Genomic DNA, 26,362 nt, shown 5'->3' with positions numbered 1-26,362 from the left:
GGGCGGGGGCTTAGCAGGCAGCATCAAGCGCGCGGCAGAGCGCCCCGATCAGAAGCTCACGCGACGCGGGCTTGTGGCAGGTCGGGCGTGAGGCGTGGGCAGCCGGGATCATGCTGGCCGTGCCCGTGGCGAAGATGAAGGGCACGCCGCGCCGGTCCAGTTCGTCCGCGATCGGGAACGAGGTTTCGAGGCCAAGTTGCACATCGAGGCTGGCGACGTGGGGCGATGAGTCAAGCGCCGCGAGGGCGTCCCGCACGCAATCGACAGGGCCGAGGACTTCGGCACCGGCATCGGATATTATCTCAACCAGCGTTGCCGCGACCCAATAATCATCTTCAACAATCAGCACGCGAAGACCGGTGATTCCGCTTTGTGTAGTCATGTCGCACCAAGCACTTACGCAGCCGTTCCACCGGCCAGCCAGCAACGCGCCGTCCGGCTCTGTAGCTCCACACGGAGGTGCAAAATGTTCGTCTTCGGCTGTCCATTGATCTAAGTAGCCGAGCAGGGGGCGCGTAGAATTATGGTCGATACTGAAACCCGGATTCGTGAGCTTGAGCATCGGTTCAGGAACATTCTCACTGTCGTTCGCTCCCTTGTCAGCCAGAGCTTGCAGGCGGCCGATTCGATCGAAGACGCCCGATCGACCACTGACGAGCGATTGGCGGCGCTGGGCAAGGCGACCGAGCAGCTTCTATCTCACGACTGGCAGGCGGCACCCCTGCCCGCGCTCGCAGAAAATGCGCTGGGCCACTTCACTCTCTACGCGGAGCGGCTTCGCCTCGACGGCCCCACGGTCACGATCGGCCCCAAGGCGGCGATGACGTTGACCCTCGCCTTTCACGAGTTGGCGACGAACGCGATCAAATATGGTGCGCTGTCCAACGAAACAGGCACGATCGAGCTGACGTGGAAAGTGCTGGGATCGGGCACCGAGGCCGAGCTTTGGATGCAATGGACCGAACGTGGCGGCCCGCCAGTCGTCAGGCCCGAGCGGCGGGGCTTTGGGTCGCGGCTGATATGCACGGCCGCGAGCCGCAGCTTGCGCGGCCGTGCCGAGCTGGAATTTCCCGTCTCGGGCGTCGTGTGGACCTTGCTCGCCCCTCTGGCCGCGATCGAGCTATGATCGAGTCCGGATACGGAATCCCCCGCCGCTAGCCTTGGGTTCATCGCGCATGCCGGTCTCCCCGGCCCGCGCTCCTTGCCCGACTGGATACCTCTCGCCACTTCGATCGTCTCTTTGTCAGGGCCTGAAATCCGGAGCACGTCTGAATGTCCAAACCACTCTCCCCCGAAACAATGGCTTTGGTGAAAGCTACGGCGCCTGCGCTCCAGCAGCACGGCGTGGAGATTACCACGCGCATGTATCAGCGCCTGTTCGTCGATCCGGAGATCAAGGCGCTGTTCGACATGGCCGCGCACGAATCCGGCGCGCAACCTAAGCGCCTAGCGGCCGCGATCCTCGCCTTCGCGCAGAACGTCGACAAGCTCGATGTGCTGAAACCCGCGATCGAGCGCATCGCCGCACGCCATGTCCAGACCCATATCAAGCCCGAACATTATCCTGCGGTCGCCAACGCGCTGCTGCCGGCTATCCGGGACATATTGGGCGAGGCGGCAACCGATGAGATTCTGAACGCTTGGGGTGAGGCCTATTGGTTCCTGGCCGATATCCTTATCAATCGTGAGGCGCAGCTCTACCAGACCAAGGCGGCATGATCGCCGTAGCGAGCCGTTCCCCCCAAAGGATGTGAGAAGCCGATTCTAAAATCGTTGGTCGGCACGGCAGTCAGATGCTCATTGTTCGACGCCATTTGCCAGTTTGAGAAGCGTGGTCTCGATGCCTTTCAGGCCGGCAACGGCCTCATGGTCGGCGACTGACCAATCATCGCTTTCTACGTTTTTTTGATTCTGCTGCATCCTTGCGATGATCGAGCTGCCTCATGCACCTCTTTCGCCCCGCCATGCCACCAACATCGAGTTGGTGCGCCAGCGTCGTGAGGCGATCCACAAAGTTCGTTCGGGCTGCTGCGCCAGTGCTACGGGCGAGAGCCTTCGGCCCCGCTTTGAGGGCGTCTCCCAAGGTTTTCAGCGCTTCATGATAAAGGGAATCGGACACGGCAGCTCGGAGGGATCGTCATGATCGTTCATAATCACGAAAGCAGAGGACGACGGGGTGCCCCCCGCCGTCCCCCTGTCTCAGAAGGGATAAGTCGAGCCGTAATAGCCATAGACCTGCTCGCCATAGGTCCGATCAAAAGCAGGTTCTTCGCCCGCTCGATAGCGCGGCGCGCCTTCGAGCCGTTCTTTTGTTAGATCGACGACATAGCCGCCCTGGTTCGTGTCATAGGTGAGCTGGTCCCAAGGCAGCGGATGATATTCCTCGCCGATGCCGAGGAAGCCGCCGAAGGACATGACCGCATATTCGACACGGCCCGCGCGCTTATCGACCATGAAGTTGTAAACTGAGCCGAGTCGATTGCCATTGCGATCGTAAACGGCCGTACCTTCGACCTTGTTGGAGGCAATCAGGCGGTTGGTTTCATCGGTAGCGATGTCGGTGTCTGCCATTTCGAGTCTCCTTTCGTTTAAGGAGAACGACGCAGCCCTGATGGGTTTCCGACGAAATCGAGCAATGGGTGGTGCAGAACGATAGAGCGGGTGAGCGCCTTCAATTTGGCGGCATCCCCATAGACGACTAGTGAGCGCCAACGGCTAGGACCTGGGCCAGCAGCTCAGCTTGAGGCCGCCGGCCTGCAGCAAAGTTTCCCGCGAGAAGATCAGCGGCGCGGCGGCATAGCCAACTCCCGGAGTGATTGTATATTGGAGCTCATATGGACGACTTGGGGTGACTACACGAAAGTGACGTATCTGCACGCTAAGGGCGAACAAATCCGGTACGATGCCAGCAGATGCTATTCGCAGGCTTTCCTGCCCCTTTTATGTGGTGCCGCCCTACGGGCGCCGATATGGGAGGGCGGCAATCCGATTGACCAACGATCGAGGTAGAACCCTGCTCGCCAAATATGTGAGCTGGTTGCCCATCCCCGGTATGGCGAAGGATTGCCGATAAACCAGAGCGTGGACTGCATGGGCCGCGCACCGGTCAACGTCCATCAAACCCAACCTCCCCCACTTCAAATCGCTGAGGGCAGCCATGTCTGTGTCGATTCCACCGGGTGCAAAAGACCCAACACTCACTCCCGTCCCGGCAAGCTCCACGGAAAGCGCTCGCATGAGGGTGCTCACATAGGCTTTCGACGCGCCGTAGACCGCTTGGAAGGGCACGGATGTTTCGCCCGCCAGGCTCGACACGGCGATTACTGAGGATTCAAACGGCTGCTCCCTGAAAATCGCAATCAGGCGAGCCAGCAAATCCGTGAAACCGAGTATGTTTGTTTCAATTACCTCGGCATAAGTGTCGGCACGGCCTGCATCAAATGAACCAACGCTCGTCATTCCGGCAACCAACAAAGCGGCTGTTACTTGCAATTCTGCAACCTTAGCCGCGATTTTCTCCCTGCCCTCGATTTCACGTTGATCAGCCACTATAATCTCGCACGGCACATTGAACCGCTCGTCAATTTCGGTCTGTAGCTCCCGCAAGTTGTCGAGCCTTCGTCCAACAATCAGGGGCTTGGCCTGGTACGATGCCGCCAAGCGGAGGGCGGACGCTCTGCCCAAACCGGTCGAAGCCCCTGTGACCAGCACCCACGAGTTCTTGATCGCCAGCGGTTTCACGCGTTTTCCAGAGCCTTGTATAGGGCGGTTTTGCCGATCTTGAGCCGGGCCGCCGCCTCACGAACAGTGAGGCCCGCTGCGATATGCGCCCGCGCTTTACGTAGTTTGTCGGGGGTAACGACAGGCCGGCGACCACCCTTGTTGCCCCGCTCGCGTGCGGCCTTGAGGCCGGCATGAGTGCGTTCACGGATCAGGTCACGCTCGAATTGGGCCAGCGAGCCGAAGATGTTGAACACCAGCATGCCGCCCGAAGTGGTGGTGTCGATATTCTCGGTGAGTGAGCGGAACCCGATGCCGCGCGCCGCAAGCTCGCCGACCTTCTCGATCAGGTGGCTCATCGAGCGGCCGAGGCGGTCGAGTTTCCAGACCACCAGCGTGTCGCCGGGGCGCAAATAGGCGAGCGCTTCGGTTAGGCCAGGCCGATCGGCTTTTGCCCCGGATGCGTGATCGTCGAATATACGGTCGCACCCGGCAGTGTTCAGCGCGTCAAGCTGGAGCGACAGCTTCTGGTCTGCGGTCGAGACGCGCGCATAGCCGATCAGCGCCACATGATGCCCGATCCTGTCCGTTTTCCCGTCATTATGCGATCTTGTCCGAATCGCCGTTACAGGTCCAGAGTTAACGGACATATTCCTGTTGGCCGCCAGAGGACCGTCTGACGGACACGCAAAGCGAAGGAGATGATGCTTGGCGAGACGGCGACTGGTGAGCCTGGAAATCTGGGCGAGGCATTATGGCGCGCCGCTCGATGAGCGCGAGATCGCGCGTCATTATACGCTGACCAGCGACGACCTGGAAATTGTCGGCCGCCGTCGCGGCGATGCCACCCGGCTCGGCTATGCGATGCTCATGCTATATATGAGATGGCCTGGCCGTGCGCTGGAAGCGGGCGAAGTCCCGCCCGCTCCTGTGCTCGCCTATGTGGCGCAGCAACTCGGCGTCGCGCCGGCAGCCTTCGCGGATTATGCCCATCGGGACCAGACCCGTCGCGAGCATCTCGTCGAAATCCGACGATCGCACGGGTTCAGGATTTTTGACCGCAACGCTTTCCGTGAAGTTGTCGCCTTCTCGGTCCCAATCGCGCAGACCATCATACACCCCGGCCAGATGGCAGACGTCATCGTCGATGAACTCCGGCGCCTGCAGATCCTCCTGCCTTCTCCGTCGATTCTCGAAGCGGTGCTGCGGCGGGCGCGCCAGCAAGCCGAACAGCTTACCTATGAAGTGCTCACGAATGGCCTGCTGCCTGACACCCTTCAGGGCCTGGACGATTTGCTGGCCCGACGACCGGGGGCAGGTCGCGACATGGCTATCCTGGATGCGCAATGCGCCACAATCGCCGGCAGCGCGCAACATCCTGCGCCTGATCGAACGGCTCGCCTATATCCGCGCGCTGGGCCTCGATCGCGCCCGTGCCGACATGATCCCGGCTTTGACTTTTGACAGGCTGGCGGACGAAGGCAGCCGCATCACACCCCAGCACCTTGGCGAACTCAATGCCCTGCGCCGCCATGCGACGCTGGCGGCAACCGGCATCCGGGCTTGACGGGAAAGCCGTGAACCGACCGCCACCCTGACGATGTTCGACAAGCTGTTGGGCAGCATGGCGCGCCGCGCCGAGAACCGGACCCGCGACAAAGCCTCAAGACGGTGCGCGAGTTGCAAGGCACCTCCGGGACGCTCACGGGGTCTTGCCGCCTCCTCATCGCGCGCGCAGCAGGGCGTGGATTCTCTGGCGCAGATCGAGGCGCTGGACTGGCAGCACTTCGCCGTGGCCGTCGAGCAGGCCGAAGTGCTCGGCGACCGGAAACCGTCGATCGCACCGCCGAATTGATCGAGCGGCATCGGACGGTGAAGCTCTTTGTCGGCGCTTTTCTCACGCCTTCGAGTTTCGCGGCGCCGGCGCGGTTCAGGGGCTCCTGTCAGCGCTGGCCATCATCGCGGAGCTATATCGGACCGGCAAACGGCGCTTGCCTGATCGCGTGCCGCTACGCTTTGTGCCGCCCGCATGGCGCCCGTTCGTCCTGCGGGATGGCATCGTTGATCGTGCCGCTTATGAACTATGCGCCTTGTCAACTACGCGAGCGGTTGCGAGCCGGGGGATATATGGGTCGCGGGGAAGCCGGCAGTTTCGCGATTTCGACAGCTATCTCATACCGCCGGCGACCTTTGCGGCGCTGCGCGAGAAGGGGCCGTTGCCGCTCGCCATCGAAACGGATTTCGAGCGCCATATCGAGGAACGGCGCACCAGCTCGACACGGCGATCGAGCAGGTAACGGTCCTTGCACGGCAAGGGGAGCTGCCCCAGGTTAAGCTTGACGAAAACGGTCTCATCATCTCGCCGCTGAAGGCGGCAACACCGCCCGCCACCGAGATTGCCCGTCGCGCCGCCTATGATCGACTGCCGCGCGTGAAGATCACCGATCTTCTGCTGGAGGTCGATGCCTGGACCGGGTTCAGCGAATGCTTCATCCATCGTCGTTCGGGCCGGGAAGCCGACGATCGCAATGCGCTGCTCACGGTCATCCTCGCCGATGGCATCAATCTCGGCCTCACACGCATGGCGGAAACCTGCCGGGGCGCAAGTCTGCGTCAGCTCGCCCATCTTCACGACTGGCACATCAGCGAAGCCGCCTATGGCGAAGCGTTGGGAAGGCTGATCGACGCCCATCGCGCCATGCCGCTCGCCGCGCTGTGGGGAGACGGCACCACTTCGTCGAGCGACGGACAGCAATTTCATGCCGGGGGCCGTGGGGCCGCGATCGGCGACATCAACGCGCGCAGCGGCAACGAACCAGGCGTTGCCTTCTACACCCATGTCTCGGATCGATATGACCCCTTCGCAAGTCGGGTGATCGCGGCGACCGCTGGCGAAGCGCCCTATGTGCTGGATGGCTTGCTGTATCACCAGACCGGCCTGACGATCGAGGAGCACTACACCGATACGGGCGGGGCATCGGACCATGTGTTCGGCCTCATGCCCTTCTTCGGCTACCGCTTCGCGCCGCGCCTGCGCGACATCAAGGAGCGTCGTTTACACCTCCTTCCCGGCCAAGAATCCGGCCCCTTGCTTGCCGGCATGACGGCCGAACCGATCGCATTGGGTCATGTCGCGGCGCATTGGGACGAACTGCTGCGGTTCGCCACGTCGATCCGCACCGGCACCGTCACTGCTTCGGCAATGCTGCGCCGCTTGTCCGCCTATCCGCGACAGAACGGACTGGCCCTCGCACTACGCGAGCTGGGCCGCCTCGAACGCTCCATTTTCATGCTCGACTGGCTGCGCGACATCGACCTGCGCCGGCGCACCCAGGCGGGCCTCAACAAGGCGAAGCCCGCAACGCGCTCGCCCGCGCGCTCTTCTTCAACCAGCTCGGCGAACTGCGCGATCGTCGGTTCGAGAACCAGACCTATCGCGCCTCCGGCCTCAACCTGCTCGTCGCCGCCATCATCTTGTGGAACACTCGCTATCTCGAAATGGCGCTGGCGGACATCGGCACAGCCGACGAAATCGCACGCCACATCGCGCCATTGGGCTGGGAGCATATCTCGCTGACCGGTGACTATAGCTGGAATGTTGAAGATCAACCCGATCCGGACGCCTTGCGACCGCTGCGCGCCGTCAACTCCCTACTTGCCGCGTGACGTTCGCTATCCGTTCGCCCTTTCCGTGCAGATACGTCACTTTCGTGTAGTCACCCCTACAGGGTCCATATAGGATGCCATGACGATTCGATCGAGGTAGCGATCATGGCGTGCAATTCCTGCCCCTCTGATAGCGAGCCAGCGAGCAACAGCCCCGCATGGCGGCGCGCGCTTTGGATCGCGCTAGCGGTCAACGGGAGCATGTTCGCGATCGAGATCGTCGCCGGCGTCGTGGGCGGATCGAAAGCGCTCCAGGCTGACGCGCTCGATTTTTTTTGGTGACGCCGCCAACTACGCGATCAGCTTGGGCGTCGCCGGAATGGCGCTTGTCTGGCGCGCCCGGGCCGCGCTTCTCAAGGGCGCGACGCTCGTGCTGCTGGGCCTTTACGTCCTTATTGCGACGCTTTGGGCGATCATGGGTGGGCGCGTGCCCGAGGCCGAGGTCATGGGCGCAGTCGGAATTGCGGCGCTGCTCGCTAACGCTTTCGTCGCGGTGATGCTCTACCGCTTCCGGACGGGTGATGCGAACATGCGCTCAGTCTGGATTTGCTCGCGCAATGACGCGATCGGCAACATCGCTGTTGTCGCGGCAGCCGCGGGTGTGTTCGGGACCGGCACCGCATGGCCGGACCTGATCGTGGCAGGCCTGATGGCGGGGCTTGGACTTTGGGGCGGCGCCCAGATCGTAGCCCAAGCACGGCGCGAGCTTAAATCAGTAGAGTCCGCTGCGGATATTGAACTTCGGCGGTTACAGCATCGTGTTTAGCTGCTAGGGGCACGTTTAGAATGCGTTCGTTGCTGCGCCTTGTCTTGTTCACGCTGGTAGCCCTTGGACTCGGTCTGGGCTCGGTGGCGCATGCTCGTGAGACGGTAAACTGCGCCGACGTGTCAGTGGCGTCGAACTCTCTCGCATTCGATTATGAGCAGGGCCACGGACAGAAGCAGGGAACGGCGGACAAGGGGTGCCTGCGCTGCATGGCCGGTTGTCATGGCCATCATATGGCGACGCCCGCCACCGCCGAGCCGGTGCTTGAGGTGTATGTACTCACCCCCGCGCCACCTGTCTGGCTTCCTGTCCATATGGGCGGAACCAAATCCGATCCGACACTGAGACCACCCCAAGCCTGACAGTCTCCTCGACCCGCGCGCTACCGCGCGGGCATTTCAGGATTGTCAGGAGTTCAATGAATGAATCGTTTCATCGCGGTCGCCATGGCCGTGGCGTCCAGCGCGACGATCGCGCAGGCGCAAACGGCGGGCGGCTCCGCCACGGCTCCGATCGCGCAACCAGCGACAGCCCCCAGCACGCTAGCGCAGTCCACGATCGCCGGTCCGCCGTCGCCCGGCGCCCCGCTAGCCCCCGCACCGGCCCACTGCCGCAGACGCTGACGCTGGAGCAGGCACTTGAGGAAGCCGCTGCGCGGTCGCCCACAGTCGTGGCCGCCCAGGCCGACGTCACGCGAGCCGCGGGCGGCTCCGCCAGGCGGGCTTCCGTGCCAACCCGCAGCTCAGCGTCGACGTCGAGAACTTCACAGGCAGCGGTGCCTACTCCGGACTGAACTCGGTCGAGACCACCGTCACGCTCAACCAGCAGCTGGACCTGTTCGGTCGCCGGTCAGCGCGCGTCAACGTTGCCCAAGCAGCGCTCGCGGCGCAGGAGCTTCGGCTCGCGATCGCGCGCGCCGACCTGGTTCAGGCGGTTCGCACGCAGTTCGCGGGCGCGGTTGCTGCCCGAGATCGCCTGCAGCTAGCGCGCGACAATGCCGAGCGCGCGCGTGAACTTGCCCGCATCGCTGATGAACTCGTCGCCGCCGGCCGTGAGCCGCCGTTGCGCGCACTCCGGGCGCGCGCCAACTTCGCCCAGACCGAGGCGGCGCTGAGGGCGGCGGAAGCCGCGGACCTAACAGCTCGCCGGTTGCTCGCGGGGCTATTCGGCATGACCGGAGAGGTGGGGGCTGTTACTGGCCCGCTTGCGCCAGTGGCGCTAGGTGAGATCGAGGCGCGCGCTACACTCGAGGTGAGGTTGGCGGAGGCCGATAGACTTCAGGCGGAGGCGGCGCTCCGGCAGGAGCAGATCGCCCGACGCCTGAACCCTTCGGTCGGCATAGGGTTGCGCCGGCTTCAGCAGACCAGCGATACCGCGCTGGTTGCGGGAGTGTCGGTGCCGCTGCCGCTGTTCGACCGAAACCAGGGAAACATTGCCGCCGCGGGCTCCGCGATCCGTGCGGCCGAGGCTAGGCGCGACGCGGCGCTCGCGCTCGCAACGGCTCGGATCCGCAATGCGCAGACCAATCTCGACGCCGCGCGTGCAAGGGTCGACGCGCTTGAGGGCGCAGCGCTCCCCCAGGCGGCCGAGGCGCTGCGGCTAGCTAATCTCGCTTATCGCGCTGGGCGCCTGACGCTCCTGGAACTGCTCGACGCTCAGCAGGCGCTCGCAGCCGCGCAAGGCGAACTGATCGACGCGCGCGTAGCGCTGGCGGAGGCCTCGGCAACGCTCGTTCGCGCCGCTGCCCAATGAGGATGAACATGATGGACTTCTCGAACAACAGGAAGCAACTGCTCGCTGCCGTGGGTGGCGTAGCGCTGATCGTGGGTGCCGGCGGCATCATCCTCGGGCGCACGGTGTTCGCGCCGGAGCCGGCCGCTGCGCCGGCTGCCCCCACCGCGGCAGGTAAGGCGAGCGAAGGCGAGGAAGCCGGGCACGGCCCCGAGGGGTTCGTCGCGCTTGACCAGGCGAAGCTCGCCTCCATCGGCATTCAGACCGAAACGGTTGCGGCCGGCACACTCGGCTCCGAGATCATCGCGCAGGCGACGGTAGAGCCCTCTCCCCAAGGGTCCGCATCGCTCGCCGCGCGCGCAGACGGGGCAGTGAGCCGCATTCTGAAGCGGTTGGGCGATCCCGTGCGGGCGGGCGAGGCGGTCGCTTATCTGGAGAGCCGCGACGCCGCCACGTTCGCCGCCGAACGCGCGGCCGCTCGCGCTCGTGCTCAGCTCGCCCGCGCCGCCTACGCCCGCGAGAATCGACTCTACAACGCTCGCGTCACCGCACGCCAAGACCTTGAGGCGGCGCGGGCGGCGCTGGCCGAGGCCGACGCGGAAGCCAGGCGTACGCAGACGGCGGCTTCGGCCGCCGGAATCTCTTCTGATGGACGGTATCTCATCCTCACCAGTCCAATCAGCGGGCGCGTTACGGCGGCCTCGGTGCAGCTTGGAGCCTTCGTCTCGGCGGGAACCGAGCTGTTCCGAATTGCGAACCCCAATCTGATACAGATCAACGCGGCTGTGCCCGCAGTCGATGCGCGGCGGATCTCGATCGGGGATCGGGCTGTGATAGAGCTTCCGGGCGGTGGTACCGTCGCCGCCACCGTCCGCTCGACGACACCGAGCCTGGACGCGGAGACCCGCACTGCGACGGTCGTGCTCGTGCCTGCGGGCACACCCGCCGGGCTCCAGCCTGGGCAATCGTTGAGGGTGCGCCTCGTACCCCGCAACGCATCGGGCGGCGGGCAGATCGTTGTCCCGGAGGAAGCGATTCAGCAGATCGAGGGTCGCGACCAGGTGTTCGTACGCCGGCCGAACGGCTTCCAGGCGCAGGCAATTACGGTGGGTGCGCGCAGCGGCGGCCGTGCGGAGATCGTCGGTGGGCTTCAGCCCGGCGCGGTGATCGCGACACGGGGCGCCTTCGTGCTGAAGTCGCAGCTCGGCGCGAGCGAGGAGGAACACTGAGCCATGCGCGACACGACCCAGCCGTTTGACAGCCGTTCCGCCGTCCAGCGAGCGGTGACCGCTCACGTTTCCAACCTTCCAAGCGTCCGCGACGCGCTTAGCGCGTTAGCGGCGGCACGCATCCCGGGACTCTCCTCATGATCGATCGCCTGATCTCCGTCTCCGTCCGGGGGCGATGGGTCGTCCTCTTCATCACGCTCGTCGTAGCAATCTACGGCGCGTTCCAGCTCACCCGCGTGCCGATCGACGCGGTGCCCGATATCACCAACAAGCAGGTGCAGGTGAACACCACCGCGCCCGCATTCGGCCCACTCGACATGGAGCGGCTGGTCACCTTTCCGGTAGAGACCGCGATGGCGGGCATCACCGGCATCGAGAGCACACGCTCCATTTCCAGGAACGGCTTCAGCCAGGTGACGGTGATCTTCGACGAAGGCGTCGACATCTATTTCGCTCGCCAGCAGGTGGCCGAGCGCCTCACCCAGCGCGCGAGACGCTGCCCACCGGGGTCGAGCCGCAGATGGGGCCGCTCACTACCGGGCTCGGCGAGGTCCTCATGTACTCGGTCGAGTTCGGGAAGCCGCCCGCTCCCGGCGCGCGCGCGGCCGGCAAGACCGGCTGGCAGCCCGATGGATCGTACCTGACGCCTGAGGGCGAGCGTCTAACCAGCGAGGTGTCCAGGCTCGCCTATTTGCGTACGGTGCAGGACTGGATCATCCGGCCTCAGCTCCGCTCGGTCGTGGGCGTGGCCGGCGTGGACTCGATCGGCGGCTTCCAAAAACAGTATGTCGTTCAGCCTGACCCGGCGCGCATGTCGGCGTTGGGCGTATCTTTCTCCGAGCTGGCGGAGGCATTGGAGCGGGCCAACCTGTCGGTCGGCGCCAACTTCATCCAGCGCGGGGGCGAGGCGTTCCTCGTTCGCGCCGACGCGCGATTCAAATCATATGACGAGATCGGGCGCGCGGTGGTCGCCACCCGGGAGGGCGTGCCCGTCATGGTACGAGACGTCGCCCAGGTCGTGATCGGCGGCGAACTCCGCACCGGCGCCGCCAGCATCAATGGGCAGGAGGGCGTGGTCGGCACCGCGCTGATGATCGTCGGGGGCAACAGCCGGATCGTAGCGCAGGCGGCGGCCGAGCGCCTCGCCGAGATCACGAAATCGCTGCCACCCGGTGTCCAGGTCCGGACGCTCCTCGACCGCTCCAAGCTCGTCAACGCGACCATCGGAACCGTCGAGAAGAACCTCGGCGAGGGCGCGCTGCTAGTGGTCGCGATCCTGTTCTTCCTACTCGGCAACATTCGCGCGGCGATCATCGCGGCGCTGATCATTCCATTGTCATTCCTGCTGATGGCGATCGGTATGAACCGCTTGGGAGTGTCGGGCAACCTGATGAGCTTGGGCGCGCTTGACTTCGGGCTGATCGTCGACGGCGCGGTCATCATTGTCGAGAACTCGCTCCGGCGGTTGGCCGAGCGCCAGCACCATGAGGGACGCCTCCTCACGCTTCGCGAGCGATTGGAGGAGACGATCGCGGCGTCCCGCGAAATGATCCAACCGACGATCTACGGTCAGGCGATCATCTTCCTCGTCTTTGCGCCGCTCCTCACCTTCGAGGGCGTCGAGGGCAAGATGTTCTCGCCCATGGCTACCACCGTCATGCTGGCGCTCGCCGGTGCGTTCGTCCTGTCGCTGACCTTCGTGCCGGCGATGGTCGCCATCCTGATCCGGGGCAAGGTGTCGGAGAAGGAGGTCAAGGTGATCGCGGTCGCCAAGGACCGCTACGACCCGTGGCTCCGGCGCGCTCTGGCGCGTCCTTGGCCGTTCATCGGCGGCGGTGTCGCAATCTTCGCGGTCGCCGGCCTAGTCTTCTCGACGCTGGGTCAGGAGTTCATCCCCACCCTCGATGAGAAGGACCTGTTGGTCGCGGCTATCCGCATACCGTCTACCTCGCTCGAGCAGTCGCTCACGATGCAGCGGCGGATCGAGCGCGAGCTGTCGACGCTGCCCGAAGTGGCGGTGGTGTTCGCCAAGACCGGCACCGCCGAGGTCGCGACCGATCCCATGCCGCAGAACATCTCGGACGGGTTCGTGATCCTGAAACCGGAGGATCAGTGGCCGGCTGGTGTCGAGAGCAAGGCCGAGGTGGTCGAGCGCGTCGAAAAGAAGCTCGAAGGGCTGCTGGGCAATGCCTACGAGGTCAGCCAACCGATCCAGCTCCGCTTCAACGAGCTGATCGGCGGCGTTCGCGGCGACCTCGGCATCAAGGTCTACGGGGACGACCTTGAGGTCATGGGGCAGACCGCCAACCGGATCGCGGCGGTGCTCGGCACGATTGAGGGCACGACGGACCTGCGCGTCGAGCAGACCGGTGGATTTCCCACGCTCAACGTCGAGTTCGATCGTGACGCCATCGCCCGCTACGGCCTCTCCGTACAGGACGTCGCTGACACGGTCGCGGCGGCGCTCGGCGGTCGCGAGGCGGGGCTGCTCTTCGAGGGCGACCGACGCTTTGACATCGTGGTGCGCATGCCCAATGTCACCCGCGACGATCTGGCCGCTGTCGGCGCGCTCCCGGTCCGATTGCCTGCGTCGGGTGCGGGGCTGGCGTCTTCAGTACCGCTGAGTTCGCTCGTACGGTTCAACTTTTCGGAGAACCTGAACCAGGTCAGCCGCGAGAACGGCAAGCGCCGCGTCGTCGTGTCCGCGAACATCCGCGGTCGCGACATCGGCTCCTACGTCGCGGACGCGCAGGCGCGGGTCGGACGCGAGGTGCAGTTGCCCACCGGTTCGTATCTCGAATGGGGTGGGCAGTTCGAGAACCTGCAAGCCGCTTCGCAGCGGCTCTCCATCGTGATCCCGGCCGTGTTCCTACTTATTTTCGCCATCCTGTTCATGGCGCTGGGAGGAGCTGCGCCCGCGATCGCGGTCTACTCGGTGGTGCCGCTAGGACTAGCGGGCGGCGTGTTCGGGCTCGCGCTCGCGGGCCTCGACTTCTCCGTGTCGGCTGCTGTCGGGTTCATCGCGCTTTCGGGCGTGGCGGTGCTGAACGGTCTCGTCATGATGACGAGCATCCAGAAGAGGCTGGCCGCCGGCTTGCCGATCGAGGACGCGATCCGAGAGGGTGCAATGGAGCGTCTGCGGCCGGTGCTGATGACTGCGCTCGTGGCGGCGCTCGGCTTCGTGCCGATGGCTATCGCGACCGGCACGGGTGCGGAACTTCAGCGTCCATTGGCGGTGGTGGTGATTGGCGGGCTGATCACGACGACCCTGCTCACACTCTTGGTCCTGCCGGCGATCAGCCGCCTGATTTTGGCCCGCACCAAACGCCCGCGCGCGGAGCACCAGGAGGCGACGCACGAGGCGCCAATGCCGGTCGGATGACGCGGCGCAACGGTCGGCGCGCGCACGCCCAGGAAAGGAGAGCGTATGACGACGATCACCAACCCGGCACTTCTCTACACGGACGAGGACGCCTCGTGCGGCGACGAGCGTGCGGCCGATATGATCGTCCGCAAGGCGCGCGATCGAGGCTTGGCGGGAGCAACGGTGTTGCGCGGCGTCACGGGCTACGGTCGCGGCTCGTTGATCCACGCCCATCATTTATTCGGGATCAGCGACAACCCGCCGTTGGTTATCGAGATAGTCGACGCCGAGGAGCGCTTGCGCGCCTTCATGGGCGATCTCGCCGACTTGCGTGACATCGGCATGGTTACGCTGGAGCGCATCGAAGTGCTGGCCCAACCCTCGCACCGCCCACAGCGCAAGCGGGACGAGCCGTGAGGAGCTGGTGCCGGGCGCAAGCGCGGCGACGAAGCGCGTGAGGGCGAGCCAATGGTCAGCGTCGAGAACAGCATCGAATTGGCGGCTTCGCCTTGGCAGGTGTGGGCAACACTGACCAAGCTTGATGCCTACGCCCGCTGGCACCCATTCGTTACCGCCGCCGGTACGCCGGAGGTAGGACAAATGGTTGATTACAGCATCCGCAACAGAGCATTCCGGCGGAGGATCACCTCCACGGCGACGGTCACCTGCCTGTCCGAGCCGGACGCGTTTGGCTGGACAATCGGCATCAAGGGCCTGCTCCGCTTTGACGAGATATTTTACATTGAAGCGAGCGAGCATGGGGCGACGCTGCGACACATCATGGAGAGCCGCGGGCTCCTGAAGCGCATCATCCCGGGGGTCAACAGACAGCTTCGCGACTTCATCGTGAGCACGGACCAGGCGCTCGATCGATACTTGCGCGGCGCCGGTCGTCCGCCCCGTCCTGCCAGCAATCGCGGAAAACGTCGCGCGGCCGCCAGTCGTGCACGCCACGCTACACATTTGCGGAAGCGCGACACGTGAGGTCTGCTCCCGCTATTCAGCACGAGGAGTTCCAATGAGCGACAACGCACCAAACGCGCGCCCGCGTTCAGTCAGCACAGTCGCGGCCGCCGCCTTTCTCTTGGCCACTTTGGGCGGGTGTAGCACCGCCTATCGGGACCTGCCCTGGATTAATGCACATACCGAGATTCCTCTGTCCCGAAGCTATAAGATTAGCCGGCCTGACCTTCGGCAATCGCCGGAAGGGCTGCGCGCTTGGGGAAGGCTATGCCGCACCGGGTTTGCCTACAGCCCTCGCGGCGTTCAGCTGGAACTAGCGGACGCGAGTGATCAGGTGGTCGCTGTCGAGACCACCTATGGCATTTCGCGTCTGCGCCGCGCCCAGCGGTGTACCTTCTACACGGTGAAGACGGAATGGCGCGTGCTTGCGGATCAGCACCTGCATCTTTGCCTCATTCCTTACTTTGGAAGCTCGTCGAAACGTTGCTTTGGAGAGAGCGGCGATGAATCGCATTGATCGAAGCTGGAGCAGCCCGGGAGTTCACGCTGCTTGGCGCACGATAGCGATGGTGGTCGTAATTGTTCTCGCCACTGTTGTGGCGGCGTGCGCTGAGGAGAGGAAGCCCGGTGCAACGACCGAACAGGAGATCCACTCGCGAGACTCCGAGACGCCGAGCGGGGTGCGCGGGCGGCATCTCTACGCGTGCGATGACGGAGAGCCTCTGTTCGTTGACTTCAAGGACGAAGGACTGTCGATCGAACTGCGTCGAGTAGAACGGGAAACGCCGCGTGTTTTGTCCGCGCCCGCGCAAGGCCTTCAATATGTTGGGGACAGCGAGAGCGCGATCATGACCGGCAACGAGCTTCGATTGGTGGATGCGCAGGGTCTCAAGCGCGTGTGCAGGAAGCAGAATTGAGCGAAGTACGCACCGGCACCCCTAAGACGACGAACGATCCTTCGAGCCCCGGTGCGGTGCTTGGGGCCTCACAATCAAGCACGGCCGGCGCCTGGGCGCTGCGCCAATTCCGGAGGGATAAGCAATGAGTGATGATGCACAGGCCGGACTCGCTTCCGACAAGCGTTCGATCCCGGCCGAGCGGCGGACACTCTGGATCGTGCTCCTGCTCAACCTCGGACTGGCCATAGGGTTCGGAATCGCCGGCGTCCTTGGCGACTCCAGCGCGCTGATCGCCAACGGTGTTGATAATCTCTCCGACACGGCAGTGTATGCGCTTAGCCTGGTCGCGCTGAGCCATGGCCAGACCTGGAAGACACGAGCCGCGACGGCTTCCGGCGTGATGCTGCTCATGTTCGCGGTTGGTATTCTGGTCGATGTCGGCCGTCGCTATCTTCAGGGCAGCGAGCCGATCGGGCCCACCATGATGGTGATGGCATTCGTCGCGGCGGTCGTGAACTATGTCTGCCTTCGCCTCCTCCAGAAGCTGAAAGAGCCCGACGTCAATCTTCGCGCCGCGACCACGTTCAGCTTCAACGACTTCATCTCCAACGGTGGCATCCTGATCGCGGGCGCGCTGGTGCTATGGCTCGGATCAAATTGGCCCGACCTCGTGGTCGGGCTCGCGACCGCGCTCATTGCGATCAAGGGAGGGATCGAGATCCTCCGCGATGCTCGGGCTGAAGCCAAGAAAGACGGGAACGAGGCGCGATGAACGACAAGCTCGAACTCGACATTCCTCTCGCCCTGCCCGAGGTTCCCGATGCGGCGGATGCGTGCGTTGGACGGCTGGTCTCGACGTTAAGCGCTAAGCCCGGCGTGGAGCGCGCGCACGTCCTGGCGGCAACCGCAGATGTGCCCGCCAAGCTCTGCATACACTTCGACCCCGCGATGCTCCCCCTGCCCCGCGTGCGCGACATGGTGCGGGCCGCAGGCGCCGAGATCAGCGGGCGCTACGGGCATGCGACTTGGCAAGTGGAGGGCATCGGTCATGAGCGTCGTGCCCGCACTGTCAGCGAGACGCTCTGCGCGATGCCGGGCGTGCTGCAAGCCGACGCCAGCTCGTCGAACACCGTCCGAGTCGAGTATGATCGCGAGCGCATCGACGAAGCCGCGATCGTTGCCGCGATGGGCAAGCTCGACGTCAGGCCCGTAAAGCAGGGAGCCTCCGAGCATGCCGGACACGACCACGGTCCGGGCGAGCACAGCGGTAGCACCGACGCGAAGCATGGCCCCAGCGACGGGCACGACCACGGGCATGCCAACTTCCTGGGGCCGAACACGGAGCTGATCTTTGCACTCGCGTGCGGTGCCCTGCTCGGCATCGGCTTCGCCATCGAGAAGCTGGCTGCGGGCGCGCCGGAATGGCTGCCCACCGCCTGCTACGTAGCGGCCTATCTATTCGGCGGTTTCTTCACGCTGCGTGAGGCGATCGACAATCTGAGGCTCCACAAGTTCGAGATCGACACGCTGATGCTGGTCGCGGCGGCGGGCGCGGCGGCGCTCGGGGCCTGGGCAGAAGGCGCGTTGCTCTTGTTCCTGTTCAGCCTGGGGCACGCGCTCGAACATTATGCGATGGGCCGCGCCAAGCGCGCGATCGAGGCGCTGGCAGAGCTTGCCCCGGAGACCGCAACGGTGCGTCGCCAGGGGCAGATGGTCGAGCTGCCGGTAGAAGAACTAATAATCGGCGATGTCGCAGTCGTCCGCCCCAACGAGCGCCTGCCCGCGGACGGCTTCATCGTCAAAGGGACGAGCGCCATCAACCAGGCGCCTGTCACTGGAGAGAGCATCCCGATCGACAAAGTGCCCATTACCGACTTGGAGGCGGCGCGGGCCAAACCCGATGCAGTAGACGCGGCATCGCGCGTTTTCGCCGGCACGATCAATGGGGGTTCAGCGATCGAGATCGAGGTAACACGGCGCTCAAACGAGAGCGCACTGGCCAAGGTGGTCAAGATGGTCAGCGAAGCGGAGACGCAGAAGTCGCCTACCCAGCGCTTCACTGACCGGTTCGAGCGCATCTTCGTGCCCGCGGTTCTGATCCTCGCCTTCGTGCTGCTCTTCGCCTGGGTGGTGGTGGACGAGCCGTTTCGCGACAGCTTCTACCGTGCGATGGCAGTGCTGGTCGCCGCGAGCCCGTGCGCGCTCGCCATCGCTACCCCAAGCGCTGTGCTATCCGGCGTCGCGCGCGCGGCCCGGGGCGGCGTGCTGATAAAGGGCGGCGCGCCGCTCGAGAACCTCGGTTCGTTGAAGGCGATCGCGTTCGATAAGACCGGCACGCTGACGGAGGGTCGTCCGCGCATCACCGACATACTGCCGGTAGACGGTGCCAGCGAGGACGAGCTGCTCGCGCTCGCGGTCGCGGTGGAAAGCCTGAGCGATCACCCCCTCGCGCAGGCGATCGTCAAGGACGGCCGCGAGCGGCTGGGCGAGCGCGGTCTGCCGACCGCTACCGACCTCAGGAGCCTGACCGGACGTGGCGTTACCGCGACTGTCGAGGGCGAAGCGGTGTGGATCGGCAAGGCCGAGATGTTCGGTGTCGAGGGCATTCCCGCGCTGGACATCAGTGCGACGAGCGCGATCGCCAAGCTGCGCGAGGGTGGGCGCACGACGATGGTGGTGCGAAAGGGCAATCGGGACATCGGAGCTATCGGCCTGATGGACACGCCGCGCGCTGCGGCACGGACTGCGCTCAAGCGCCTGCGCGATATGGGCATCACTCGAATGATCATGATCTCCGGCGATCACCAGAAGGTTGCCGACGCGATTGCGAAGGACGTCGGCCTCGACGAAGCGTGGGGCGACCTTATGCCCGAGGACAAGGTCACGTCGATCCGAAAGCTTGCCGGCGAGGACAAGGTCGCGATGGTTGGCGATGGCGTCAACGACGCGCCAGCGATGGCGAACGCAACGGTCGGGATCGCGATGGGTGCGGCCGGTTCCGACGTCGCCCTGGAAACCGCCGACGTCGCGCTCATGGCCGACGATCTGTCGCACCTTCCCTTTGCCGTCGGCCTCAGCCGCCACACGCGCGGTATCATTCGCCAGAACGTTTTCGTCAGCCTCGGCGTCGTCGCCTTCCTGGTGCCGGCGACCATCCTTGGCCTCGGCATCGGTCCAGCAGTGGCGTTGCACGAGGGATCGACCCTGCTGGTGGTCGTTAACGCGCTGCGTCTGCTAGCCTACCGCGATCCGACGGGGACTGCGGCATGACACGGCTGACCGCGATGGCGATCGCTGTCGCGGTCGTACTACAGATCGCGCCCGGAGCCATCTTGGCGGCTCCGGCAGCAGGCGGCATTCAGGAAAGCCACCGTCGGATCCACCCAGTTGATAGCCGAGTTCATCGAACCGGCACGGGAGTAAGATTAGACGCCGGCGGCGTCCCCGTCAGCATCACGTTCAGGCCCTATATGGGCAGCACGCGCGCGTTCCTCGACGCCGGGACCGCCGAGCATCCCTGCACACGCCTTAGTGATCCCGAGCTGGTGTTGCCATTGGGCGAGGGTCGCACGCTGAGCGTACGCTTCTACAGGCGAGGAACCTGGCTCATCTCCCGCAGGGCCGTGTCCAGGTTGCCGATCGGAAGCTCATTCCGCTTCACCTTGTGCGACCGCAGGCAGTCCATTCCCGTTCCCTGAGCATCCTTTCGAGGGGGAACGCCGTGCGGCACGTATCAGAAGTGGGCGGGGGCTCTAACGGAGAACGACCGATGCATCACCAGATGAGCAGCGCATGATGCAGAGCGCCGATCCGGTGCAGTTCGGCGCGATCGTCGCGGGCGACAGGATCGTGACGGCCAATCGCGAGACGATCGGGGGATGCCGAAAGGCCGCAGCCCGAACGCGCGATACCGTGCGATGCACGATCAAAGTTGGCGCTAGACCTTAACCGGCACCAGATCGCGACCGGTAGTTTCTATCCACTGCAAGTCGATTTTGGCATCGATTGCTGGCTCACTTTGAAAAGGCGCGGGTACAAAGCGCATCAATGCGGGTCGCTGATTTGCCCTGCTGGTTGCGCGCGCCGGCGCCAAGCTGCGACTATCAGATAGATACCCGCCGCAATCATAGGAACCGTGAGCCACTGACCCATGTGAAGCCCTGTTCTGGCTGCGAAGCCGACAAGCTGGGCATCGGGCTCTCGAAAGAATTCGACAGTGAAGCGAGCGAGCCCATAGCCAAGAAGGAACACGCCGACGAGCATGCCAGGGCGGCGCCGGGCGTTGGTAAACCAGAACAGGCACGCGAGCACCGCAAATAGGACCAGTCCTTCCAGCCCGGCCTCGTAGAGCTGGCTCGGATGACGCGCGAGGCCGTCGCGGCTTCCAGGGAACACAATCGCCCAAGGCACATCGGTGGGCTTCCCCCAAAGCTCGCCATTCACGAAATTAGCGAGGCGACCGAAGAACAGGCCGATCGGCACGGTGCAGGCCACATAATCATGGACCCGCAGCCATTCGAGGCCGTGTCGTCGCGCGAACAGGATCAGCGCGAGTGAGACGCCGGCGGCACCCCCGTGGAACGACATGCCGCCATCCCACAGCTTGAGGATTTGCAGGGGGTGGAGGATCATCTCAGGACCGTAGAAGATTACATAGCCAAGGCGGCCACCCAGGATGACGCCAAGCGTCGCATAGAATACGAGATCATCAGCCTGCTGGCGGTTCATCGGGGCCGCGGGTTGGGCCAGCAGCCGCAACAGATACCACCATCCGGCAATAATGCCGGCGATATAGGCCAGCGAGTACCAGCGGATGTCTAGCGGGCCTATGGAGATGGCAATCGGGCTCAATCCCAGGCTGGCAAATGCGATAGGGCTATCCAAGGATTGTATCCTGCCAGCGAGGATGGGTGCTCGAGCGCGCCATGGGATTACTCCGGTGCGATTGAAGCGCCGGCATCCTTGAGCGCCGCGAACCCGCCGGGCACGTGGGCGACATTTTCCACGCCCATCTCCTTGAGTGATTTTGCGGCAAGCGCTGAGCGGGCGCCGGACCCACAATAGAGCACCAACCGCGATCCGGCGGCGAGTTTGACATTATGGGTGGGGCTTTCAGGATCGACCTGGAATTCCAGAAGGCCGCGCGGGACATGTACCGCACCAGCCACCAGCCCCGATTTCGCGACTTCCCCTGGCTCGCGGATGTCAACGAACTGGACCTCGGGGTTGCCGACAAGTTTGGCTGCATCCTCAGGCGCGATAGTTTCGACAAGGGCATTCGCTTCAGAAACCAGCTGTTTCGAGGTGCGTGTTGGCATCGACTTTCTCCTGTAAATGAACCTGTAGCGGATCGATCAACCCTGCTGCGACTTGCCGCCTATCTGGCGCAACAGTTCCGGCAGGTCTGTCGGGCAATCACCGCAAAGCTTGTTAGCCGGAACGGCAACGTCGATCTTCTTTGGGTAGGGAAGATCGAGAGCGTCCATGATCGCGACAAATTCCTGAACGGTCTTGCCCGCAAGGCGCGGGTTTCGTTCGCGCTCCTGCGCCACTGTCGTGATGTGGCGATGATTGTAGTCGTGAGCCGGGAAGATCAGCCCGTCGCCCGGCAGCGTGAAAATCTTCTGCGTGACCGAGTGATAGAGCGTGGCGGCGTCCCCGTTCTGAAAATCGGTCCGCCCACAGCCGTCGATCAGCAGGGCGTCGCCGGTGAAGGCGCGAAGACCATCGGGCTGATCGACCAGGTAGGTATGGTGGGCATCGGTGTGTCCCGGCGTAAACAGCGGCTGAAGCTTGAGGGCGCCGACAGTCAGAGGCTGATCCTCGGCGACCCCCACGTCAGCACAGGGGAGGCCGTCCATGGCGGGGTACGCGATCTTGGAGCCGGTAAGGCTGCGGAGATAGCAGGCCGATGTGACGTGGTCCGCATGCACATGCGTCTCCAACGTATAGGCCAGTTCGAGATCCAGTTCCTGAAGCGCGGCAAGGTCGCGTTCGATCGTTTCGAGGACAGGATCGATCAGGACGGCTTTGCGCGTTTCCGGGCAGCCGAGGAGGTAGGTGTAGGTCGAGGACTCAGGTTCGAACAACTGACGAAAGATCATGATCGGTCTCCAATGGTGCTTAGCTGCCGATCCCGCCCAGGCTGCGGAACAGCATGTAGGCGGCCACGGCCAGCAGGACGAAAGCGAAGATGCGGGTGAGCAGGCCCTTATGATCGGCGAGCCGGAGGGCCGTTTGCATGCCGGCAATGCCGCCAGCGACCCCGCCAGCGATGAAGAAGCCGGCCACGCGCCAATCCACGAGACCTGACAGGGCATAGTTGAAGGCTGTCGCCGAGCCGAACGCTCCCACCGAAAACAGCGACGATCCGACCGCGTTGAGGATGGGCATGCCGCTGCCGAGCATGATGCCGGGCACAATCAGGAACCCGCCGCCGATGCCGAAGAACCCTGACAGCAGGCCGGCGAGAAGGCCGATCACCACGAGCCGGACAGCGATCGGCCGCGTGATCCGCACGTCCGGATCGCCGCCCCCGGATTTGCCGCGCAGCATGGAAACGCCGACCACGATCATCACGCCCGCAAACAGCACCAGGAGATGCTGACCCGCCACCATCTTGCCCAGGGTGGAGCCGATCAGGGCGCCGATGACGCCCGACGCCCCGAAGACGAGAGCGCAGGGCCACTTCACGGTTCCGGCACGGGCGTGCTGGACCAGGTTGACGAAGGCATTGGCGGCCACTGCCAGCGCGCTCGTGCCGATCGCGACGTGCGGGTCCTTCATGCCCACGACATACAGCAGCAATGGCAGGGCCAGGATCGAACCGCCGCCGCCGATCACCCCGAGGGTGAAGCCGACGAGGACGCCGGATATGAGCGTGAGGATGTCGACCGGCGTCATGGGTTAGCCCCGGCCCTGGACGCGCGATAGCGTTCCTGAACGGCGAAGACGCCCATGCCCACCAGCATCGCCATGACGAACACCAGTGCCGCCGGCGCCCCGAGGCTCAGGGCGACCAGGGCCGGACCAGGGCAGTAGCCGACTAGGCCCCATCCAACGCCGAACAAAGCCGCGCCTGAGAGAAGCTTCATGTCCAGGGACCGGGTCGATGGCCCATTGAACGTGGTTGCGAAAAGCGGAGCATTGCGCCTTCGGCCGAGTGCGAAGCCCAAGGCTGAAACGGTGACGGCCGAGGCCAGCACCAGGGCCAGGCTAGGGTCCCATGATGGCGCGGCGACATCGAGAAACGCCAGCACCTTGCCTGGGCTGATCATGGCCGAGACGATCAGACCGAAGCCGAAGATGAGCCCCGAGGCCAGCGCGACGAGCAGCTTCCTCATTGTCTCAGAACTCCACGACGTGTCGGGCGACGTACACGGTCGCAGCCGCTGTGATGAGGAAGACGCCGGTCGCGGCAAGCGAGCGGGGCGAAAGCCTCGCTATCCCGCAGACACCATGCCCGCTGGTGCAACCACTCCCGAGCCGAGTTCCGAATCCCACCAGAAGGCCGGCTGCGATCACGACGACGACTGGGGCCGGCGACGTGAGGTCCGGCAGCACGCCGCCCGCCGCCCGGTAGAGAAAGGGCGCGGCGAGCAGGCCGACCAGGAACGTTGCGCGCCAGGCCACCTCGCCGCGGACGGGCGCAAGCACGCCGCCGACGATGCCGCTGATACCGGCGATGCGCCCGTTGGCGATCCACAGGAGGGAAGCCGAGAGGCCGATGAGCGCGCCGCCCACGATGGTCGAAAATGGGGTGAAACCCTCCATCGTCAGGATTCTCCTTGTTCAGGATCGGCGCCAGCACAAAAGAGTGCGTAGAGTTCCGTCAGGATCGGCAGCACGCGTTCGGACGTGATGCGGTAGAAGATCGTCGTTTTCTCCCGCCGCGTGCCGACCAGGCCCTCGTCGCGCAGAGTGGCAAGGTGGCGGGACAAATTGGATTGTGTCAGCCCGAGGCGCTCGCCCAGTTCGGTTACCGACAACTCCCCGCCGAGCAGGCTGCACAGGATCATCAGGCGGTGCCGGCTCGCCAGCGAACGGAGGAACGCTTCTGCTTCGCCGGCCTTTTCCTCCAGAAGTTCTGGGGACATTTTAACGAGAGAAGGTGGCACGATTGCTCCAAACATCTTATATGTAACATATATGATGGATGCGCGTTCGATCAAGCCAGCTTAGGAGGTTTCCGTGCGCTACTATTTCGCCGGACTATCGCGGCATCCTTTGAGAAAGCGGTCCTGTGCGCCATTGAAGCGCTAGAGCGTAAGCAACCAATGCTGGTCGACAAGGCTACGCGCTCATCCCCGACTGAGTCTTCGACGCGCGTCACAACCGGTCGAGACTGTTGAAAAAGGATCGCGTGGGATCAGCGTGGTGGATGACAGGTGACGCCGGGCACCGGAGGATGCGCCGCGTATCAGGCCGGCGCGGCCTGCCGGGCCAGCAGCTGGAGGTTGTATGCCGCGGCAGCCATGGAGAACTCCTCAGCTGCTCCGGCGAGGCCTCTCAGCTTGAGCGTTCGTAGCCCCAAGTTGCGTTTCAGGTGGCCGAACACGCGCTCGATCCGCTTTCTTCGACGCCGCGCGTGCACATAGCGTCGGTGCCGGCAAGGGCGCGCGCGGCATCGCGGGCATCCTCGCTGACGAGGCGGGTGATGCTGCGTTTCCGGCTGACGGTGCATCGGGGCTTCAGTTCGCAGCCAGCACAATCGGCAACATGGCTTCGGTATACGCGAACTTGGTTGGCGCGTTTGGTGCCGCAATAGCCGAGCGGCTTATCGGCCGGGCAGCGATAGGTATCGGCCTCGCGGTCATAGCGAAAAGCATCACGGGTGAAGAAGGCGTCGCGTTGGCGGCTGCGGTCGATGACCGGGATGTACGGGGTGATTTTCCGGTCGATTAGCCAGCCGAGCAACGGGCCGCTGCCATATGCTTTGTCAGCCGCGAGGCTCTCGGGTTCGATGCCCAGCCTGGTGCCGGCGCGTGACACCAGCGTCCGGGTCGCCGCCACCTCGGCTGCGAAGCGGGCGGGCGTCGCCTCCACGTCGAGGATGCAGTCGGTGTCGAGGTCGAGCAGGGGGTTAATGGCGTATGCGTAGCGCGCCGGTCCGTGCTTGCAGGTCAGCGCCGCCTGCGGGTCGGTCGGCGAGATGCTGGTCGGATCGACGGGCGCTGGTTCGTCGGGGTCCGGCGGCAACGCGGCATCGAGCGCCGCCAGATATTCGGCGACGGGTCGCGATATGCTTTCCCCGGCACGAAGCTCGTCTGCGGCGACGGCCCCCTTCAGCTTCTTCTCGCGGCTGGCGTCGGCCATGATCGTGCTGCCGTCCACCGCCAAGTCGCGCCCCGTTACCAGCCCGGCCGCGGCGCACCGCGCGACTACCTGCTCGAATAGCAGACGATGTAAGTCGCAGGCGCGGAAGCGGCCGTGCCGGTTCTTGGAGAAGGTGGAATGGTCGGGCACTCGGTCGCCCAGATCGAGCCGGCAGAACCAGCGATAAGCGAGGTTGAGATGCACTTCCTCGCACAGGCGCCGTTCCGAGCGGATGCCGAACAGGTAGCCGACAAGCAGCATCCTGAGCATCAGCTCCGGATCGATCGAGGGTCGACCGCTCGCGCTGTAGCTCGCTGCCAGCGCCTCACGCACGAAGCCGAGGTCCAGCACGCCGTCGATGCGCCGGAGAAGGTGGTCGGCAGGCACATGATCGTCGAGCCGGAAACCGTAGAACAGCGCGCCTTGCGCCACCTGCCGACCCATCATGTCCATACTCCCGCCGCCTGGCAGGAGTGAATCACGCCTTCCTCGTCGTCGCAAGCACGCGTTTTTCAACAGTCTCGGTCGGATGTGACACCGGGTAGCGGCCTTTGCTCCTCGTTCCCGAAGCGTCGTTGGTGCCTAGGGGGGGCGCACAGGATTCACATGCCACTTTATGTATGATAATGTCCTTTATCACACACTTGGACGAGGAGCGGAGCGCGCGCAGTGCATAAGAATATCGACGGGCCTTTGGCGATTGGAGCCG

Annotated in this window: 26 protein-coding genes and 5 pseudogenes; 17 read left to right on the top strand and 14 right to left on the bottom strand. The window is 64.3% G+C overall.

What is annotated here, in order from left to right; genetic code table 11:
* Positions 1–10 precede the first annotated feature (10 nt).
* On the bottom strand, positions 11–562 hold the full coding sequence (locus NI18_RS25720; protein WP_198527015.1) for a hypothetical protein: 552 nt from the start codon (positions 560–562) through the stop codon (positions 11–13).
* Between the two features lie 48 nt (positions 563–610).
* Here NI18_RS25720 and NI18_RS13385 point away from each other — a divergent pair, with 48 nt between their 5' ends.
* Positions 611–1,126 carry a sensor histidine kinase gene (locus tag NI18_RS13385; RefSeq protein ID WP_052149200.1) on the top strand — a complete coding sequence of 172 codons (516 nt, stop codon included), beginning with the start codon at positions 611–613 and terminating at the stop codon, positions 1,124–1,126.
* 146 nt (positions 1,127–1,272) lie between these two features.
* Positions 1,273–1,719 carry a globin domain-containing protein gene (locus tag NI18_RS13380; protein ID WP_037530419.1) on the top strand — a complete coding sequence of 149 codons (447 nt, stop codon included), beginning with the start codon at positions 1,273–1,275 and terminating at the stop codon, positions 1,717–1,719.
* Positions 1,720–1,797: 78 nt separating this feature from the next.
* Here the strand turns inward: NI18_RS13380 and NI18_RS27095 are convergent, their stop codons facing one another.
* From NI18_RS27095 to NI18_RS13365, 4 genes are all read right to left on the bottom strand, one after another.
* Positions 1,798–1,920, bottom strand: a complete 123-nt coding sequence (locus NI18_RS27095; RefSeq protein WP_306286409.1) for a hypothetical protein — start codon at positions 1,918–1,920, stop codon at positions 1,798–1,800.
* A gap of 279 nt (positions 1,921–2,199) precedes the next feature.
* Complete coding sequence (locus NI18_RS13375) at positions 2,200–2,571, bottom strand: PRC-barrel domain-containing protein (RefSeq protein WP_037530416.1); 372 nt, start codon at positions 2,569–2,571, stop codon at positions 2,200–2,202.
* A 384-nt stretch (positions 2,572–2,955) separates the two neighbouring features.
* A complete protein-coding gene (locus NI18_RS13370; RefSeq protein ID WP_004213209.1) occupies positions 2,956–3,741 on the bottom strand; it encodes an SDR family NAD(P)-dependent oxidoreductase in 786 nt (261 codons plus the stop codon).
* On the bottom strand, positions 3,738–4,289 hold the full coding sequence (locus NI18_RS13365; RefSeq protein WP_004213210.1) for a recombinase family protein: 552 nt from the start codon (positions 4,287–4,289) through the stop codon (positions 3,738–3,740). Before NI18_RS13365 ends, NI18_RS13370 begins: the two co-directional genes overlap by 4 nt.
* A 139-nt stretch (positions 4,290–4,428) precedes the next feature.
* Between NI18_RS13365 and NI18_RS13360 the strand changes: the two are divergent.
* The 15 genes and pseudogenes from NI18_RS13360 to NI18_RS27080 all read left to right on the top strand — a co-directional run bounded on the left by NI18_RS13360 (position 4,429) and on the right by NI18_RS27080 (position 20,286).
* Positions 4,429–7,386: pseudogene (locus NI18_RS13360) on the top strand (Tn3 family transposase).
* A 105-nt stretch (positions 7,387–7,491) separates the two neighbouring features.
* Positions 7,492–8,152: pseudogene (locus NI18_RS13355) on the top strand (cation transporter).
* Positions 8,153–8,172: 20 nt separating this feature from the next.
* Positions 8,173–8,514, top strand: a complete 342-nt coding sequence (locus tag NI18_RS24400; protein ID WP_128082221.1) for a hypothetical protein — start codon at positions 8,173–8,175, stop codon at positions 8,512–8,514.
* A gap of 391 nt (positions 8,515–8,905) precedes the next feature.
* A pseudogene (locus NI18_RS27090) lies at positions 8,906–9,256 on the top strand (TolC family protein); the annotation flags it as partial.
* A gap of 66 nt (positions 9,257–9,322) precedes the next feature.
* Positions 9,323–9,904, top strand: coding sequence for a TolC family protein (locus tag NI18_RS25715; protein ID WP_306286412.1), 582 nt, complete (start codon positions 9,323–9,325; stop codon positions 9,902–9,904).
* An 11-nt stretch (positions 9,905–9,915) separates the two neighbouring features.
* Positions 9,916–11,112, top strand: a complete 1,197-nt coding sequence (locus NI18_RS13340; RefSeq protein ID WP_037530461.1) for an efflux RND transporter periplasmic adaptor subunit — start codon at positions 9,916–9,918, stop codon at positions 11,110–11,112.
* Between the two features lie 137 nt (positions 11,113–11,249).
* Positions 11,250–14,494 (top strand): annotated as a pseudogene (locus NI18_RS13335) (CusA/CzcA family heavy metal efflux RND transporter).
* A 45-nt stretch (positions 14,495–14,539) separates the two neighbouring features.
* Positions 14,540–14,893: a DUF190 domain-containing protein gene (locus NI18_RS13330; protein ID WP_052149198.1), complete on the top strand. Its 354-nt coding sequence runs from the start codon at positions 14,540–14,542 to the stop codon at positions 14,891–14,893.
* Between the two features lie 51 nt (positions 14,894–14,944).
* Positions 14,945–15,460, top strand: coding sequence for an SRPBCC family protein (locus tag NI18_RS13325; RefSeq protein WP_084215201.1), 516 nt, complete (start codon positions 14,945–14,947; stop codon positions 15,458–15,460).
* 34 nt (positions 15,461–15,494) lie between these two features.
* Positions 15,495–15,956, top strand: a complete 462-nt coding sequence (locus tag NI18_RS24395) for a hypothetical protein (protein ID WP_128082220.1) — start codon at positions 15,495–15,497, stop codon at positions 15,954–15,956.
* Positions 15,943–16,356, top strand: coding sequence for a hypothetical protein (locus tag NI18_RS27085; RefSeq protein ID WP_306286408.1), 414 nt, complete (start codon positions 15,943–15,945; stop codon positions 16,354–16,356). The genes NI18_RS24395 and NI18_RS27085 overlap by 14 nt, the downstream gene beginning before the upstream one ends.
* A 124-nt stretch (positions 16,357–16,480) precedes the next feature.
* Positions 16,481–17,110 carry a cation transporter gene (locus tag NI18_RS13315; protein WP_052149197.1) on the top strand — a complete coding sequence of 210 codons (630 nt, stop codon included), beginning with the start codon at positions 16,481–16,483 and terminating at the stop codon, positions 17,108–17,110.
* Positions 17,107–19,608, top strand: a complete 2,502-nt coding sequence (locus NI18_RS13310; protein WP_037530408.1) for a heavy metal translocating P-type ATPase — start codon at positions 17,107–17,109, stop codon at positions 19,606–19,608. Before NI18_RS13315 ends, NI18_RS13310 begins: the two co-directional genes overlap by 4 nt.
* A complete protein-coding gene (locus NI18_RS25710) occupies positions 19,605–20,036 on the top strand; it encodes a hypothetical protein (RefSeq protein WP_037530406.1) in 432 nt (143 codons plus the stop codon). The genes NI18_RS13310 and NI18_RS25710 overlap by 4 nt, the downstream gene beginning before the upstream one ends.
* A gap of 94 nt (positions 20,037–20,130) precedes the next feature.
* Positions 20,131–20,286 carry a DUF6118 family protein gene (locus NI18_RS27080; RefSeq protein ID WP_347574857.1) on the top strand — a complete coding sequence of 52 codons (156 nt, stop codon included), beginning with the start codon at positions 20,131–20,133 and terminating at the stop codon, positions 20,284–20,286.
* A gap of 96 nt (positions 20,287–20,382) precedes the next feature.
* Here NI18_RS27080 and lgt read toward each other — a convergent pair whose 3' ends face one another.
* The 9 genes and pseudogenes from lgt to NI18_RS13265 form a co-directional block, all read right to left on the bottom strand.
* Positions 20,383–21,222: a prolipoprotein diacylglyceryl transferase gene (lgt, locus tag NI18_RS13300; RefSeq protein WP_084215200.1), complete on the bottom strand. Its 840-nt coding sequence runs from the start codon at positions 21,220–21,222 to the stop codon at positions 20,383–20,385.
* A 47-nt stretch (positions 21,223–21,269) separates the two neighbouring features.
* Positions 21,270–21,656 carry a rhodanese-like domain-containing protein gene (locus tag NI18_RS13295; protein ID WP_037530404.1) on the bottom strand — a complete coding sequence of 129 codons (387 nt, stop codon included), beginning with the start codon at positions 21,654–21,656 and terminating at the stop codon, positions 21,270–21,272.
* A gap of 36 nt (positions 21,657–21,692) precedes the next feature.
* A complete protein-coding gene (locus tag NI18_RS13290) occupies positions 21,693–22,442 on the bottom strand; it encodes an MBL fold metallo-hydrolase (protein ID WP_037530401.1) in 750 nt (249 codons plus the stop codon).
* A gap of 19 nt (positions 22,443–22,461) precedes the next feature.
* The gene (locus NI18_RS13285; RefSeq protein ID WP_037530400.1) at positions 22,462–23,241 is read right to left on the bottom strand and encodes a sulfite exporter TauE/SafE family protein; all 780 of its coding nucleotides are present in this window, start codon (positions 23,239–23,241) and stop codon (positions 22,462–22,464) included.
* Positions 23,238–23,681: a DUF6691 family protein gene (locus tag NI18_RS13280; protein WP_037530397.1), complete on the bottom strand. Its 444-nt coding sequence runs from the start codon at positions 23,679–23,681 to the stop codon at positions 23,238–23,240. Before NI18_RS13280 ends, NI18_RS13285 begins: the two co-directional genes overlap by 4 nt.
* A 4-nt stretch (positions 23,682–23,685) precedes the next feature.
* Positions 23,686–24,111 carry a YeeE/YedE family protein gene (locus NI18_RS13275; protein ID WP_037530395.1) on the bottom strand — a complete coding sequence of 142 codons (426 nt, stop codon included), beginning with the start codon at positions 24,109–24,111 and terminating at the stop codon, positions 23,686–23,688.
* A gap of 2 nt (positions 24,112–24,113) precedes the next feature.
* The gene (locus NI18_RS13270) at positions 24,114–24,434 is read right to left on the bottom strand and encodes a metalloregulator ArsR/SmtB family transcription factor (RefSeq protein WP_037530392.1); all 321 of its coding nucleotides are present in this window, start codon (positions 24,432–24,434) and stop codon (positions 24,114–24,116) included.
* Positions 24,435–24,757: 323 nt separating this feature from the next.
* Positions 24,758–25,021 carry a transposase gene (locus tag NI18_RS27075; RefSeq protein ID WP_306286407.1) on the bottom strand — a complete coding sequence of 88 codons (264 nt, stop codon included), beginning with the start codon at positions 25,019–25,021 and terminating at the stop codon, positions 24,758–24,760.
* Positions 24,991–26,097: pseudogene (locus tag NI18_RS13265) on the bottom strand (IS1182 family transposase); the annotation flags it as partial. The pseudogene NI18_RS13265 and the gene NI18_RS27075, both read right to left, overlap by 31 nt.
* Positions 26,098–26,362 lie beyond the last annotated feature (265 nt).

The sequence above is a fragment of the Sphingomonas sp. Ant20 genome (assembly GCF_000783375.1).
GTDB classification, from domain to species: domain Bacteria; phylum Pseudomonadota; class Alphaproteobacteria; order Sphingomonadales; family Sphingomonadaceae; genus Sphingomonas; species Sphingomonas aerolata.
This window is presented reverse-complemented; position numbering and strand designations above follow the sequence as displayed.